Below are 15404 nucleotides of genomic sequence, written 5' to 3'. Positions count from 1 at the left end.
AAAGCAGCACCCTCAAAAGGTTGCTTTTTGACCACTTCTTTACCTTACTTCACGATAAGTTCATTGCTCTGTATCATCCGATAGATCGTTGACTTCCCAATGTCCAGCTTATCAGCTACCAGTAGCACATTGTAGTCATACCTGTCCAGGAATCGCTGAATGATGGCGGTTGTATATTCCTTGAGGCTACGCTCTTCAGCCAGAAAGTCCTTATCGGTATGGCTGGCAGAGAAGTTAATGTCCTGCTCCTGTATGGTGTCTTCGTCAGCCAGTACGACAGCCAGTTCCACCAGCGCCTTCAGTTCGCGTACGTTACCCGGGAAAGCATAGGAGAGAAGTTTCTGCTGCGCATCTGGCGACAAGTGCTTACGCCCAAGACCATTCTCTTTGGCAAAGGCATCAATGAAGAATTTTGCCAGAACCAGTATGTCGCTACCCCGCTCACGCAATGGCGGCAATTGAATCGGAAGACCTAGCAAACGGTAATACAAATCTTCTCTGAAACGTCCTTTCTTAACTTCTTCAGCAAGGTTTTTATGCGTCGCTACAATGATGCGGACATCAACCGGCACGACAGCATTTCCTCCTACGCGTGTGATTTCCTTTTCCTGAAGCACGCGCAGCAATTTGGCCTGCAAACTAATGTCAAGTTCCCCAATCTCGTCCAGAAAAATAGTGCCTTTGTTTGCTTCTTCAAACTTACCAAGACGGCGTGACACGGCGCCGGTAAAGGCTCCCTTTTCGTGGCCGAACAGCTCACTTTCGATCAGTTCACGAGGTATAGCCGCTACGTTTACTGCCACATAGGGGGCTTTTTTGCGGGTGCTGTTATAGTGTATAGCCTTTGCAACAAGCTCCTTACCTGTACCCGTCTCACCATGCACCGACACAGTGATATTGGTTTTAGAGGCTTTGTCCATCAGGTTAAACACCTTCTTAATAGCATCACTGTTGCCAATGATCACTTTGCCGAAATCGTATTTCTGGCCAATCTCTTCTTTCAGGTGGTCAATCTCTTCACGCAGCGACACATTTTCCCGGATCTTATTGATCGTGTTCCAAAGGCGTTCTGGCGTGTCTTCGTCTTTTACAATGTAGTCGTAGGCACCCAGCTTGAGCAGGTCCACAGCTGTGGCCACATCTTCCTGACCCGAAATCACCACAACCTGCACATCCGGGTTTTGCTCTTTTATGCGTCTGAGTACCTCTGATCCATTTTTGTCAGGCAGCGAGTAGTCCAGCGTCACCACATTTGGGCGCAGGTGCATACTGGCAAGGCATTCATTTGCTGAGTGAAATTTATGGATTTCGTAGTCTGGATTGAGCGAAAGGTGGTATTCCAGCAATTCGCTGTACCATACATCGTCATCTAGTATAAATATCTTAAAAGAACCGTTTGTCATCAGGTAGTGGGATAATTGCAAAATTTGAGTCAAATATAACTGAAAAGTTATACCCTGTTAACAGAATCCGGTTCAATTTTGGTTTAACTGTACCACCTGATTAACATTTCAAAATAATATTATAATCAGCCATGGTTCAGTACTTTAGATGATAAGGTAATAACTGCCTCGTCTGGTGCAGCTTAAATTTAAACTCCGGTTGGAGTATTGTTCAATTAAAACAAGCGCACCTATGCAGGCAAGAACATTTACGAATGATTCCAGGCAGCTCACAATAAGCCTTCGTGATTCACTGATCAACCAGTACAACAGCTTTATGGGAGTTTACGAAACATGCGTTCTTCTGCTCATCTTTATATTTGTGGCCTGATGATCATGGTGCAAAACCAAGGCCAGGGACTGTGTGGAAATGGCGCTACAGGAACATGACCTCCTGCAGGTTCCTAAGTAAACCCGGCTATCCCTTTGTGCTGATCACCTCACACTTGGCCCGCACAAACATGAATACGCCGTAGCAGATAAGTCCCAGGGCCAGAACACCCAACAGGTAAGAGCCATACGAAGCCTCCTCCAGAAACTGAAAAGCTTGCGAACTGCTGCCAGCCTCACGGAAATTAGCCTTAATGGCAGCCCGCAGCAACAAGTACCCAATGATCAGCCAGACAATTCCGCGGGCAATGTAGCCCACCAGACCGGCACGGACGAGAGAGGTGCGAACCTCCGGTTTCAGCTGTTCCGATTGCACTTTATTCATATACTTGCCGGAATAGGCCCTGTAAAACTGGTAAAGCCCCATAATCATCGTGCCGACAGCCACAGCTCCCAGTAACCACTGCCCAAAAGGTTGCGCCAGTAATTCGCGGGCAAGAGTCTGCCGTGAATCTGTTCCATTGCTTCCGCCGCCGTTGCCCAGCAGCAACTGAGCTGCAGTAAAGGCAAGTGCCCCATAAACTAATCCGCTGAAAGCATAGCCTATGCGTTTGCCTATACCTTTGGCATCCTTGCCCTTATCTTCCGTGTCGCGAATGGCCTGTATAAGTCGCCACAGGGTATAGCAGAGCATGCCCGCCACCACAATAGCAAGCAGCACCTGCCCATAAGGCTGCTCCAGGATAAACTGAAACACGCCGGTCTTGCCGGCGCCCTGTTCTGTCTGTCCGCCTAGTTCGAAGGCCGCCATAAAAGCCAGTGCACCGACGAGACAGTACACGATTCCTTTAGCGATCAGGCCGATGCGGGCAAATCGTATGACCCACTCCGGACGAGGGGAAGGTATATGGGAAGGGGAGATTGAAATGTCCATAAAGTATGTATAGTAACCTTCCCATACACGCAAACTTAAAGCTAAAGTTTATCACCCTGACTATAAGTTTTTGAATCGCTTGAAAGCCTCTTCTTCAAGCCGTGCACGGTGATCGGGATGCGCGATTCCGATCAAGGCTTTGGCCCGCTGACGCAGGTTCTTGCCATAAAGGTAAGCAACCCCATATTCTGTCACCACATAATGCACGTGCGCACGAGTGGTCACTACGCCGGCACCCTGGTTAATATAAGGCGTGATCCGCGAAATTCCTTTATTGGTGACAGATGGCAGTGCAATGATAGGCTTTCCGCCTTTGGAGAGGGCTGCTCCCCGGATAAAGTCCATCTGTCCGCCTATACCTGAAAACTGGTAGGTGCCAATGGAGTCGGAAACCACTTGGCCGGTCAGGTCGATCTCAATCGCGCTGTTAATGGCCGTAACTTTTGGATTAGAGCGAATGACGGTCACATCATTCACATAGTCAGAGCTCAGCATGGTGATCAGTGGATTGTCATCTACAAAATCATACAATTTGCGGTTGCCGACAATAAAGCCGGTCGCAATTCTTCCCGGATGCTTCTTCTTGAATTCGTTAGTGATTATTCCCTGCTCTACCAGCGGCAGTATACCATTGGAGAACATCTCTGTATGAATGCCCAGACCTTTGTGATTCGTCAGGCTGTTGAGCGTAGCATCAGGTATAGCGCCTATTCCCATTTGCAGGGTGGCACCGTCTTCTACCAGTTCGGCAATGTAACGGCCGATGGTCTCCTCCGTCTGGGTGATGCGCTGACCATAGTCGACTTCCGGCAGCGGCTCGTTCACCTCCACCAGTGCGTCGAAGCGGCGGATGTTGATCAGGGCGTCGCCATGGGTACGGGGCATTTGCGGGTTTACCTGCGCGATGACATGCTGCGCACTGATGACAGCCTGGCGGGCGATGTCAACGGAAACACCCAGGGAGCAGAAACCATGGCGGTCGGGTGGCGACACGTGCACGATGGCTACATCCAGCGGCATAATACCTGAGCGGAACAGGTTAGGAATCTCACTCAGGAAGATTGGTACATAGTCGCCGCGGCCACTGTTTACAGCCTCCCGCACATTGGCCGACACAAACAGGGAGTTTATGTAGAAGGCATCGCTGCATCGCTCTTCGGCACAGGGCATGTCACCAAAAGTAGATATACTCACTAGCTCCACGTTACGCAGTTCATCTGCGCGCTCAGCCAGTTTGTGCAGCAGGTACTGTGGTGTGGCTGCACTGCCATGCACAAACACGCGATCGCCTGACTTGATAACAGAAAGTGCTTCTTCAGCTGAGGTGTACTTCAATTGGGGTTGATTCATGGGTTCCTTATTTTTGATCTTAAGCCTTGAGCGTATCGCTTAACTTACGGCTGGTCTTATGCTCGGTTTGAAATGCCTCTTATTTCGTGCCGGCATATTTATTTATTCGCAAAAGAATATATAAATTTGAAAGCAAGCGATGATAATTGTCACCCTTAAAAATGAGCTTGCGTAAGGAGGGGAGGAGAAGAGCCTGCTGCCTTTGCCCTCCAGACACCAGCATCTACTATGAAAAGCATGAAAAATAAACTGAACTCAGCATTATATCTCTTTCTGTGCGCGCTCTTTTTCAGTTCCTGCGTGGCCACTTCCGGCATTGACAACACCAGCACGATCAGTTCATCAGAAGGCGTATTAAGTAAAAAAAGCACCTATGCCTGGTACCAACCCACACCGTCTGCTCAGCTGACTTATGGACAGGGCTTTGATGCGGATCTGCACAAGCACCTGCTGCAGTCGGTAGAGGAAGAACTGCAGCGTAAGGGCTATACCAAAACCACTGTGAATCCGGATATGTTAGTAGCTTATGATGTGAGTGTATCGGTACCGGATGCGATGGACAAGCCGGAACTGTATGGCCCTGGATTTGGGTACAGCTATGCCTATATGTCTGGCTACAGGTATAGCTATGGCAATGCAGAGCTGCCCGGCTACCGCGCTGTAGATCTCTTTAAGCAGGGCACGCTGATTGTTGATGTGATCGACCCGAAATCGAAACAACTGCTCTGGCGGGGCTGGACGGAAGGCGCCGTGAAAAATTTTGATGCAAGCTACGGCAAAGTGAGAAGTCTGGTGCAGGAAATTGTCAAGCGACTGCCTACTGCTGTGCAGCCTTAATATGAGACCACGCCAGCGAGCGTAAGGCTGTTCAGTTATGCCCGTAATTGTCCCCGTGAGGAAATTATAGGAGTGTAAATTCGGTGCTGAATTGCCATTAGCAAACTTAACTACGATGCATCCGCAGCCTCTGCGCCCCCCTCAAGGGGAGAACTTGCTAGAACTTAACGGCCCCATACCAGAGAGCGGGGTTTTCTTTTTCAGACTTAATCAGCCCGTACGAAATTATTGAATCGCATCACATCAGACGGCTTGCCTACCACATAGACCACGTCTCCGCGTTTCAGTTTTGTATGGGCATTGATCTCCAGTAACGTATCGCCATCCCGCTTTATACCTACCACCGTGATTCCAAAGCGATTGCGCACATCGGCATCAATAAGGGTTTTACCTACCAGCGAGTCTTCCTTGGTATAGATCCGCAGACTGGCTACTTCAATATCTGGCAGGTCAGTTGATATATTTCCCGCATTGGTTTTGCTGCCTGTCAGGCTGCGCAGCATATCATAATTATCGGCCCGGATGCTGTAAGTAAAGTTGGCAATCTCATCACGTGGCATCAGGTATTTGGAAAGCACGCGGGTAAAAATCTCGATAGAAGTTTCAAACTCCTCAGGTATCACCTCATCGGCTCCCAGCCGGAAGTTCTCCTCCATCTCCTGCACGAAGCGGGTTCTGACAATGATATGCACTTTGTCGCTCACTTCTCTGATGCTGGAAATAATTCGTTTAGTCGCTTCAGGGTCGGATATTGCGATCACCACCACACGGGCCTTGTGTATATTGATATGCGATAAGATGACACCGTGCACGGCGTCACCGTAGAGTATGGGCTCCCCCCGCAGGCGTTCTTCTTTTACAGTTACAGCATTAAGCTCCACAATCACGTAAGGTATGCTGGCATGGCGTGCCGCTTTGGCCACATTGCGTCCGTTTATCCCATACCCGATGATCACAATGTGGTCTTCCAGATGGTGCATATCATCTGACGCATCGGCATTGACTGGAGCATTGGGTATCTGGTTATTGACAGGTACCCAGCGGGTACTCAGCTTATTGGCAATAGTGTGAAAAGAACCGATCACAAAAGGGGTGATCGCCATAGTCAGCAGCGAAACAGAGAGGAAATACTGGTATACCTCCTGAGAGAGCAGACCACTGTTTATACCTGTTTTGGAGAGAATAAACGCAAACTCACCCACCTGAAAAAGCGAAAGACCAACCAGTATGGACGTACGCAACGGGTACTGTAATATTCGGGCGGCCATAGCTGCGATTACACCTTTCAGTATAAAGGTGCAGACAGTCAGCAGCAGGATCAGCGGCAGGTGTTGCAGCATGAATGCAAAGTCGAGCAGCATACCGATCGACACGAAAAAGAAACTGGTGAAGATTTCCCGGAAAGGAAGAATGTTACTTGTGGCCTGGTGGCTATACTCCGACTCTGATATAATCAAACCTGCCATAAACGCCCCCAGCGCCAGCGACAAGCCAAGACTCTGCGTCAGCCAGGCCACCGCAAAACAAATCACCACAATGCTGAGGATGAAAAGCTCCTTGCTCTTGGTTTGGGCCACGACAAACAGCAGCTTGGGTACCAGGTATCGGGCACTGATCAAAACGAACACTATCACAAAGGCGCCCTTAAGCACCATAAGCAGTAATTCAACCACGATGTTCTCAGAGCCACCCGCCATCAGAGGCGCCACCAGCATCATGGGCACGACCACAATATCCTGAAAGATGAGAATGCCCAGCACCACCTTTCCATGTGGACTGTTGATCTCGCCTTTGTCCTGCAATAGTTTAAGTACGATGGCAGTACTGCTAAGTGCAAACAGGAAACCGACAAAGAAACCTTCGGCTGCTGTGAAATTGAACATCATCAGAACGAGGCCAACAAGCAAAATCGTAACGAGGACCTGGGTAGCGCCTCCCAGTAAGACAGTCCGCTTGATCAAGGCCAGGTTGCGTAGCGAAAACTCCATCCCGATGATAAAGAGAAGCAGAATTACACCGATCTCGGCCAGAATCTCAATGTCATGTACATCTGCAATCAGGTTGAGGCCGTGTGGTCCGGCAATCACACCCGTCATCAGGAAACCCAGGATTGTCGGCAGCCTGAAGCGCTGAAAGAGCAGAATCACCACCACGGCCAATCCCAGAATAATAACGACGTCAGATAATAAAGGAATTTCCATTCGATTTTAATTTGCCCAGCGGTCTTTCTTATTCGAGTATCACCCTGCTTGGGTTGAAAGATGGAGCAATATAGTGAAGTATTAAAAGGATTTTGACATAAAAAAGGAAGGTGAGTGGCATTGGGCAAATGTTTTGATAAAACAGGCGACAGGTTTTTTGCCGGATTATTTTTGCGCTATATTTAGGGTTCGGAACTACAAAACAGCGCTATACCTTATGAAACAGTACCTGGACCTGATGCAGCATATCCTCGACAAGGGGGTGAAGAAAGAAGACCGTACCGGCACCGGTACGCTGAGTGTGTTTGGTTACCAGATGCGTTTTGATCTGGCGGAGGGCTTTCCGCTGGTAACAACCAAAAAGGTGCACCTCAAGTCGATCATCCACGAATTGCTGTGGTTCCTGAAAGGGGATACCAACATTTCCTATTTAAAGGAAAATGGGGTCACAATCTGGGATGAATGGGCGGATGCAAACGGCGACCTGGGTCCGGTATACGGATCGCAGTGGCGCAGCTGGCCCACACCGGACGGCCGCCATATCGATCAGATCACGCAGGTGGTTAATCAGTTGAAAAACAACCCGGATTCCCGTCGTATCATTGTAAGTGCCTGGAACGTGGCGGAGATTGAGAACATGAAGCTACCACCTTGCCACGCCTTCTATCAGTTTTATGTAGCAGAAGGCAAACTGAGCTGCCAACTGTACCAGCGCTCTGCCGATGTTTTCCTGGGCGTGCCGTTTAACATTGCCTCTTATGCTTTACTGGTGCTGATGATGGCGCAAGTGACAGGGCTGGAACCGGGCGAGTTCATCTGGACAGGCGGCGACACGCACCTATACCTGAACCACCTGGAGCAGGCACAGTTGCAACTTACCCGTGAGCCATACCCACTGCCGACCATGCGCCTGAATCCGGATGTAAAGGATATCTTCGACTTTAAGTTCGAGGACTTCAAACTGGAGAACTACGTGTCGCACCCCGGCATAAAGGCACCTGTTGCGGTATAACAGGTTAACATGTAGCGATATAAAGCAAAAGGCCCGAAGCTAAACTTCGGGCCTTCATTATTATGGATTTGTTGACCAGATACCGGCCTCTTTGATAAACACGCGGCGGTTAAGTTTCAGCTGCGCCACGATCAGTTCGGCAAAATCCTCGGGCTGCATCACGCGCTCCGGGTTACCGTCAGTCAGCTTAAGTTCGATAGCCAGCTCTGTTGCCACTGTGCTTGGCGTGAGGGTACTCACCCGGATGTTATGCTTGCGCACTTCCTGCATCAGCGACTCTGATAGACCGATAACTGCAAACTTGGAGGCACTGTAGGCACTTGTAACCGGGGCTCCTCTTTGTCCGGCTGTAGATGATATGTTGATGATATCACCAGTCTGGCGCTCGATCATTTCCGGCAGCACGGCTCGGGTCACGTAATAAACCCCCATCAGGTTCACACGGATAATGTTCTCCCAGTCAGCCGGGTCCAGCTCCAGGAACTTGCCAAACTTAGCCGTACCCGCATTGTTGATCAGGATATCGATCGGGCCAAGTTCAGCACCAATCGCCTTCACCGCTTCGTTTACTGAGTTTATATCGGTCACGTCGGCAGTAGCAACGGAAGCTTTAACACCTGGCTTCTTCACTTCTGCTGCCACTTCTTCTAATTGAGTAGTAGTGCGTGCTAGCAAGCCCACGTTTACACCTTCCTGAGCAAGCGCAATCGCAATTGCCCGACCTATACCTTTACCAGCGCCTGTGATCAGGGCGCTTTTCCCTTTTAATGATTCCATGTTGTAAGCCTTAATGTTTGTAGCTACAAATATACTACAGAATACGGTAAAGGTTCATATGCTATACCCGATTGCTTAAGATAAGCTATCGCTTGAAGGGGAGCATGCGCTTTTCGGAGCTGCTTTGCATGGCCAGTTCAACCACCCGGATAGTATTCAACGCCTGCTCAGGCTTCACCTCCAGTTCTGCTATACCCAGGATAGCATCCCGTACATTTTCGTAGTAGCCGCGATAGTCACCCTGTTCACTCTGGATTTTCCCGACAAGGTGCTGCCCTTTGAGTTCAGTGTCCAGTCTTCCCCAGATCTCTTCAGGCTCAGCTCCCCAGTCTGTACCGGCAGGAGCGAGCCCCGCCTTTAATGCTGCTTCCTGAACATCCAGGCCATGCTTCACAAAAGAACCTTTGTCTCCCGAAAGGATAAAGCGAGGCCCAGGCTGCTTTACCAACATACCTGCTTTAAGTATAGCTTTCAAGCCATTGGCATAATAGAGTGTCAGGTCGAAACTATCAATTATTTGCCCGCCACTGCGCTGAGTCCGCAGGTCGGCGTAGAGTGCCTCAGGCAAACCAAACAGCACCAGTGCCTGATCGATCAGGTGTGATCCTAGGTCATACAAAATACCTGTACCCGGTTTCTCTTCTTCTTTCCAGGTCTCGGAAGCAGGTATAGGCCGGAAGCGATCAAAGTGTGCTTCGTACTCCACCAGTCGCCCCAGCAACTGGCCATCAATTAGTTTTTTTACTGTTTTGAAATCACTGTCCCAGCGACGATTCTGGTAAACGGTCAGCAATTTTCCTTTTTGTTGTGCCAGTTCAATCAGCTCACTCGCCTCCTCCGATGTAACAGTAAAAGGCTTCTCAACCACTACATGCTTACCGGCCTCTAATGCTGCTTTGGCCAGGTTGTAATGTGTGTCGTTGGTGGTAGCGACGATCACCAGATCAACAGTTTCATCCTCCAGGACACTACCTGTTTCAGGTACAACTTCAGCATCAGGGTAAAGCCTGTTGGCCAGGGCAATGCTTTCGGGACGGTTTGCTTTTATTTTCCTGAGCTTTATACCTTCTACAACCGATATAATGGGCGCATGAAAAACCCGCCCGGCCATTCCAAAGCCCAGGAGGCCGATATGTATTGGTTTATTTGTCATAAGAGAGTGTTACGCGCTGATTTAATGAACTACTAGATGAAGTATACTATTTACATCACCCAACTGATAGCACCAGACCATTTTTAAAGCTTTGCAGCCATTCACTGTTTACTTTCAAGCTGTTCTCATCCAGGTATTCTATACCTCGTATACCTGTCACATTCGCTGCAAATACAGCTTCTGCTTGCAGCAACTCTTCCGGTTTGGCCAGTACTTCCCGTACCGCTATACCTTGCTGCTGACTCCAACGCAGAATGTTTCTACGCAGAATTCCGTTCACACAGCCCGTTTCCAGGGCGGGTGTATACAAATCACCTTTATCGTTCAGCCAGAACAGGTTTGAAGAAATCAATTCCGCCAAATGCCCCTGCGCATCCAACAGCAGCATGTCATCAAAACCTTTATTTCGTTTTTCTATACCTGCCAGCACATAAAGCGGTGCATGCGGGCCTTTGAAATGGGAGAGGGAGGAGTAGCAGGTACGTACGCCCTGGCAAATACCGATTGTTAGACCTGCTTCAGGTATGGCTTGCGTTGGCTCTGCAGTCGCCAGCCATTCGATCTCATTTGTCTGCGGGGTATACAAACCACCTCCTGACCGCCAGACTTTTAACTTCAAACGCCCTATCTTAAAAGAGTTATGCTGTCTTGCGAGATACAATAGATTCTCTTCAAGTTCGCCACTCCAGAAACAGTCAGGTATAGCTAGTTGTAACGCCTCAGCGGCTTCCCGCATACGAGCCTGATGGTCCCGCCAAAATCGCAAATTACCGTCCACGACCATGACCGTTTCAAAGAAACCGTCATTGTACTGAAAAGCCCGGTTATGGATGGGGAGTTTCAAGTCTTGCACTGGAAGGAATTGATTGTTGTAGAGAAGCAAGGGAATTAGAGAGTTTAAGATTTCAGGAGTTCAGGATGTTTGTCAAACCATTTATCATTCAGAAGGAATACTGGCAGCAAATAACTATAGCATTTGCTAGTCGCCACCAAGATCTTTACAAGATGACAATTAGTTTAAATCGTTGGCATTAACAATCGTCAACGAATCAGCGCAAATCGTTTTCCTGGCATCGCTTTTACCATTCCTTTAAATTCAAGTGATAACAAGACCGACGCCAGTTGGTTGACAGGCACTTGCGACTTCCAACCTAAATTATCCATTTGCTCTTCGCCGGATTGAATCAGCACTTGCAGCACCTGCATCTCCTCAGGAGTAAAGTCAGCCGGATCAAGCGTAGGTATAGCGGCGGCTCGTTTAGAGGCCAGTTTGTCTTCCACATCCCAGTTGAGCAACTCGATCAGGTCTTGTGTGGAGGTGAGCACAGCTGCTTTGTGTGACTTGATCAGCCAGTTCGTACCCTCTGACATCGGGGAATTAATGTTACCCGGCACGGCCATTACCTCCTTGTCGTAGCTGTGGGCTATGTCGGCGGTGATCAGGGTACCGCTTTTGAAAGCTGCCTCGATCACGATGGTGCAGTCGGACATACCGGCGATAATGCGGTTGCGGGCCGGGAAGCGGGGGGCGTCAGGCTTGGTGCCAAACGTGTTCTCGGTAATCACGCCACCTTGCTCCAACATCTTCTCGGCATACTTTTTATGTACCCCGGGGTAGATTGTATCAGGTCCGGAGGCCATGACGCCAATCGTTGGCAAGCCTGCCTGCAGCGCAGCCCTGTGCGCGGCAATATCGATGCCGTAGGCCAGACCACTGACGATCGTCACATTGTAAGGTTTCAGCTCTTCAACTATCCGCTCAGTTACCGACTGCCCGTAACTGGTTGGTTTACGGGTGCCTACTATACTGATGATACGGCGATGGTTTAAGTCAGTATTTCCTCTGAAGTAGAGAAGGGGAGGCGCGTCAGGTAATTGCTTGAGCCGATTGGGATAATGTGGCGAGGTATAGAAGAGGAGCTGAACACTTCTGTCAGCTGCTTTTTTCAGCACTTCATCCGCCTCCAGTAAAGCATGGCGGCCATTGTCACGAATACTTTTCGCTACACGTTCGCCCACGCCCGGCACCTTCATCAGCTTGGCAACAGGCGTATCAAATACAGCTTTGGCAGAGCCGCAATAGCTCACCAGCACCTTCGTCAGCTGGTCGCCGACGTAAGGCAAAAACGAAAGGGCAACTTCAAATTGAGCTTCCTGTGACATGCACCAAGGTACGCAGGCTTAGCTTTTGGTGTTCAGCTGTTCCTTGATTCCCACTAAGAAAGAACGCACTTTCTCAAGCGAATTAATGATCTCGATCTTGTCCTTTGTCTGCACCGATTTATTCTTCAGCACTTCCTTAGCGCCTTGTATCGTAAAGCCACGCTCTTTCACCAGATGGTAAACTGAACGTAGTTCTTCAATGTCTTTAGCGGTATATTGGCGGTTACCTTTCTTGTTCTTCTTGGGCTTAAGCTGGTCAAACTCAGTCTCCCAGAAGCGGATAAGCGAGGGGGCAACGTCAAATAGGGCAGCTACCTCACCGATGGTGTAGTACTGCTTTTCGATTTCTTTTTCTTTATAAGGCATAGTGTCGGTTTCAAGGTACAGGGCTACAGCACTAATTTTCGGGTATAGGACACTGAATTACGGCTAAAATTGCTACTTTTGCCCTAATGCTGGCCCGTGTAAGCATTGCCCGAAAGGGCTGTTTCTATAAGGCAAAAATTCTATATTTTTTGTTATTAAACAAGAAGTATAGCACATTGTATCTAAAGGCTTAATAATCATAGATGAACTCAGCTGAGATTAGACAAAAGTTTCTTGACTTCTTCGCGCAGCGACAGCACCAGATTGTGTTGTCAGCCCCCCTTGTAGTAAAAGACGACCCCACCCTGATGTTTATCAACTCAGGTATGGCGCCCTTCAAAGATTACTTCCTGGGCAATAAACCAGCCCCCTCTAAGCGCATCGCTGACACCCAAAAGTGTCTGCGCGTATCGGGCAAGCACAACGACCTCGAGGAAGTAGGTTACGACACCTATCACCATACCATGTTCGAAATGCTGGGCAACTGGTCATTCGGAGACTATTTCAAGAAAGAAGCCTTGGCCTGGTCCTGGGAGCTGCTCACAGAGGTATACCAACTTCCAAAAGACAGGCTGTATGTGTCGGTGTTCCAGGGCGATGACTCCGAGAACCTGCCGATGGACCAGGAAGCATTTGACATCTGGAAGTCTATGATTGCGGAAGACCGCATCCTGATGGGCAACAAGAAGGACAACTTCTGGGAAATGGGCGACACAGGTCCCTGCGGTCCGTGTTCGGAGATACACGTGGACTTGCGTACCGACGAAGAGCGAGCGCAGGTGGACGGCAAAACACTCGTAAATGCCGACCATCCGCAAGTGGTGGAGATCTGGAACAACGTATTCATGGAGTTCAATCGTCTGGCTGATGGCTCACTGGTAAAACTGCCTGCGCAGCACGTGGATACAGGTATGGGCTTCGAGCGTTTATGTATGGCTATCCAGGGCAAGCGCTCTAACTACGACACCGACGTGTTCCAGCCGCTGATTCAATACATTGCTAAGGAAGCGGGTGTAGTTTATGGCGAAAACGAGAAAACAGACATAGCCATCCGTGTGATGTCCGACCACATCCGTGCCATTGCCTTTACCATTGCCGACGGTCAATTGCCGTCGAACAACAAGGCGGGTTACGTGATTCGTCGCATTCTGCGTCGTGCCGTTCGGTATGGCTTCACTTTCCTGGATTTTAAAAAGCCTTTCCTATACAAATTGGCAGCCGTACTGGCCGACCAGATGGAGAACGTATTCCCGGAACTGAAAGCACAGCTGTCATTCGTGCAGCGCGTGATTGAGGAAGAAGAGAACGCTTTCCTGCGCACTTTGGAAAACGGTTTGAAGCGTCTTGATGCTTTGGAAGCTAAGTTCAAAGAAAACAACAATACTATCGACGGCAAAACCGCCTTCGAACTATATGACACCTTCGGTTTTCCCCTAGACCTGACTGCCCTGATAGCCCGTGAAAAAGGCCTGAAGGTGGACGAGGCTGGTTTTGGTGTGGAGATGGAGCAGCAGAAAAACCGTTCCCGCAACGCCTCTGCTTCCGAGCAAAGCGACTGGGTAATCATCCAGCCAGATGTGGAGACGGAATTTCTGGGCTACGAGCATGACGTGGCGGACTCTCATATCGTTCGCTACCGTCAGGTAAAGACTAAAAATAAGAGTGAGTACCACATTGTACTCGACCGCACACCTTTCTATGCAGAGAGCGGTGGACAGGTAGGCGACACAGGTTACCTGATTTCTGATTCAGAGCAAATCGAGGTGCTGGACACTAAAAAGGAGAACGACCTAATACTGCACATCACAGCTAAATTGCCGCAGCAAGTGGATGCCACTTTCAGAAGCGAGGTGGATTTTGAGCGTCGCAACCTGATACGTAAGAACCACTCGGCTACGCACTTACTGCATGCTGCCTTACGTAAAGTTTTAGGGGACCACGTACAGCAAAAAGGCTCTTTAGTAAACGAAAAAATACTGCGTTTTGACTTTTCGCATTTCTCTAAAGTAACAGACGAAGAGCTGCGTGAGGTAGAAAACATCGTGAACCAGCGTGTGCGCCAGGCGATTCCGTTGGAAGAGCAGCGCAACATCCCGATCGCCGAAGCAAAAGAAATGGGTGCCATGGCGCTGTTTGGTGAAAAGTACGGCGAGTTTGTACGTGTGATTGCTTTCGACCGCAACCACTCGGTGGAGCTTTGCGGAGGTACGCACGTTTACAATACTGGCGAAATTGGCTACTTCAAAATTATTTCTGAAAGCTCAGTGGCTGCTGGTGTGCGTCGTATCGAAGCCACTACAGCTAGCTCTGCAGAAGAGTATATGCAGCAACAGCTGAACGAGCTGAATGCCGTGCGCGAAGTACTCGGTACGCATAGCAACATATCTGGAGCCGTTCAGAAACTGCAGGAAGACAATAAAGTCCTGCAGAAGCAACTCGAGCAATTTGAACTGAAGCAGCTGACCAGTCTGAAAGAAAGTCTGGTGCAGAAAGCGCAGTCCATCGACGGGGTAAACTTTGTTGCCGAGAAAGTTGACGTAAGCACAGCTGACTACCTGAAAAAACTGGCTTTCGACATGCGCCAGGCGGTTGAGAATCTGGTATTGGTGTTAGCCGCAGAGATTGACGGCAAGCCACAGATCGCGGTAATGCTGTCAGACAACCTGGTTTCGGACCGTAAATTGAACGCCAGCCAGATGGTACGTGAGCTTGCCAAAGAGATCAAAGGCGGCGGCGGTGGACAGCCTTTCTATGCGACGGCTGGCGGCAAGGAAGTTGCTGGTTTGCAGGCTGTGCCTGCGAAAGCGCAGGAATTAGTGAAAGGACTGTTGCAATAAGT

At 49.3% G+C, this 15404-nt stretch carries 12 protein-coding genes; 3 read left to right on the top strand and 9 right to left on the bottom strand.

All coding sequences use genetic code 11. The features are described 5' to 3' along the window. Nucleotides 1-44: 44 nt before the first annotated feature. The 3 genes from BW972_RS08895 to BW972_RS08885 all read right to left on the bottom strand — a co-directional run bounded on the left by BW972_RS08895 (nt 45) and on the right by BW972_RS08885 (nt 4056). A complete protein-coding gene (locus BW972_RS08895; RefSeq protein ID WP_076421830.1) occupies nt 45-1403 on the bottom strand; it encodes a sigma-54-dependent transcriptional regulator in 1359 nt (452 codons plus the stop codon). A 457-nt stretch (nt 1404-1860) separates the two neighbouring features. Further along, the gene (locus BW972_RS08890; RefSeq protein WP_076422123.1) at nt 1861-2706 is read right to left on the bottom strand and encodes a DUF1206 domain-containing protein; all 846 of its coding nucleotides are present in this window, start codon (nt 2704-2706) and stop codon (nt 1861-1863) included. Between the two features lie 60 nt (nt 2707-2766). Continuing rightward, nucleotides 2767-4056 carry an acetyl-CoA hydrolase/transferase family protein gene (locus BW972_RS08885; protein ID WP_076421829.1) on the bottom strand — a complete coding sequence of 430 codons (1290 nt, stop codon included), beginning with the start codon at nt 4054-4056 and terminating at the stop codon, nt 2767-2769. A gap of 237 nt (nt 4057-4293) precedes the next feature. Between BW972_RS08885 and BW972_RS08880 the strand changes: the two genes are divergently transcribed. Then, nucleotides 4294-4893: a DUF4136 domain-containing protein gene (locus BW972_RS08880; RefSeq protein WP_076421828.1), complete on the top strand. Its 600-nt coding sequence runs from the start codon at nt 4294-4296 to the stop codon at nt 4891-4893. Nucleotides 4894-5099: 206 nt separating this feature from the next. Here the strand turns inward: BW972_RS08880 and BW972_RS08875 are convergent, their stop codons facing one another. Further along, nucleotides 5100-7094 (bottom strand): monovalent cation:proton antiporter family protein, encoded by a 1995-nt coding sequence (locus BW972_RS08875; RefSeq protein WP_076421827.1) that lies wholly within the window; start codon nt 7092-7094, stop codon nt 5100-5102. 217 nt (nt 7095-7311) lie between these two features. Between BW972_RS08875 and BW972_RS08870 the strand changes: the two genes are divergently transcribed. After that, nucleotides 7312-8106 carry a thymidylate synthase gene (locus BW972_RS08870; protein ID WP_007652536.1) on the top strand — a complete coding sequence of 265 codons (795 nt, stop codon included), beginning with the start codon at nt 7312-7314 and terminating at the stop codon, nt 8104-8106. Nucleotides 8107-8166: 60 nt separating this feature from the next. Here BW972_RS08870 and BW972_RS08865 read toward each other — a convergent pair whose 3' ends face one another. The 5 genes from BW972_RS08865 to BW972_RS08845 all read right to left on the bottom strand — a co-directional run bounded on the left by BW972_RS08865 (nt 8167) and on the right by BW972_RS08845 (nt 12565). Next, on the bottom strand, nt 8167-8883 hold the full coding sequence (locus BW972_RS08865) for a 3-ketoacyl-ACP reductase (RefSeq protein WP_076421826.1): 717 nt from the start codon (nt 8881-8883) through the stop codon (nt 8167-8169). An 85-nt stretch (nt 8884-8968) separates the two neighbouring features. Beyond that, entirely contained in the window at nt 8969-10036 is a 1068-nt protein-coding gene (locus BW972_RS08860) for an oxidoreductase (protein ID WP_076421825.1), read from the bottom strand. A gap of 55 nt (nt 10037-10091) precedes the next feature. Next, nucleotides 10092-10880 (bottom strand): aminotransferase class IV, encoded by a 789-nt coding sequence (locus tag BW972_RS08855; protein ID WP_143731973.1) that lies wholly within the window; start codon nt 10878-10880, stop codon nt 10092-10094. 197 nt (nt 10881-11077) lie between these two features. Beyond that, nucleotides 11078-12199 carry a DNA-processing protein DprA gene (gene dprA, locus BW972_RS08850; protein WP_076421823.1) on the bottom strand — a complete coding sequence of 374 codons (1122 nt, stop codon included), beginning with the start codon at nt 12197-12199 and terminating at the stop codon, nt 11078-11080. Nucleotides 12200-12217: 18 nt separating this feature from the next. Further along, nucleotides 12218-12565 (bottom strand): MerR family transcriptional regulator, encoded by a 348-nt coding sequence (locus BW972_RS08845; RefSeq protein WP_007652526.1) that lies wholly within the window; start codon nt 12563-12565, stop codon nt 12218-12220. A gap of 203 nt (nt 12566-12768) precedes the next feature. Between BW972_RS08845 and alaS the strand changes: the two genes are divergently transcribed. Further along, nucleotides 12769-15402 carry an alanine--tRNA ligase gene (gene alaS, locus BW972_RS08840; RefSeq protein ID WP_076421822.1) on the top strand — a complete coding sequence of 878 codons (2634 nt, stop codon included), beginning with the start codon at nt 12769-12771 and terminating at the stop codon, nt 15400-15402. Nucleotides 15403-15404 lie beyond the last annotated feature (2 nt).

The organism is Pontibacter lucknowensis, assembly GCF_900156415.1.
Lineage (GTDB): Bacteria > Bacteroidota > Bacteroidia > Cytophagales > Hymenobacteraceae > Pontibacter > Pontibacter lucknowensis.
This window is presented reverse-complemented; position numbering and strand designations above follow the sequence as displayed.

Excerpts from the sequence above, each read along its gene's own strand:
- BW972_RS08895 (WP_076421830.1), bottom strand. The coding sequence starts at position 1,403 with ATGACAAACGGTTCTTTTAAGATATTTATACTAGATGACGATGTATGG.
- BW972_RS08890 (WP_076422123.1), bottom strand. The coding sequence starts at position 2,706 with ATGGACATTTCAATCTCCCCTTCCCATATACCTTCCCCTCGTCCGGAG.
- BW972_RS08885 (WP_076421829.1), bottom strand. The coding sequence starts at position 4,056 with ATGAATCAACCCCAATTGAAGTACACCTCAGCTGAAGAAGCACTTTCT.
- BW972_RS08880 (WP_076421828.1), top strand. The coding sequence starts at position 4,294 with ATGAAAAATAAACTGAACTCAGCATTATATCTCTTTCTGTGCGCGCTC.
- BW972_RS08875 (WP_076421827.1), bottom strand. The coding sequence starts at position 7,094 with ATGGAAATTCCTTTATTATCTGACGTCGTTATTATTCTGGGATTGGCC.
- BW972_RS08870 (WP_007652536.1), top strand. The coding sequence starts at position 7,312 with ATGAAACAGTACCTGGACCTGATGCAGCATATCCTCGACAAGGGGGTG.
- BW972_RS08865 (WP_076421826.1), bottom strand. The coding sequence starts at position 8,883 with ATGGAATCATTAAAAGGGAAAAGCGCCCTGATCACAGGCGCTGGTAAA.
- BW972_RS08860 (WP_076421825.1), bottom strand. The coding sequence starts at position 10,036 with ATGACAAATAAACCAATACATATCGGCCTCCTGGGCTTTGGAATGGCC.
- dprA (WP_076421823.1), bottom strand. The coding sequence starts at position 12,199 with ATGTCACAGGAAGCTCAATTTGAAGTTGCCCTTTCGTTTTTGCCTTAC.
- BW972_RS08845 (WP_007652526.1), bottom strand. The coding sequence starts at position 12,565 with ATGCCTTATAAAGAAAAAGAAATCGAAAAGCAGTACTACACCATCGGT.
- alaS (WP_076421822.1), top strand. The coding sequence starts at position 12,769 with ATGAACTCAGCTGAGATTAGACAAAAGTTTCTTGACTTCTTCGCGCAG.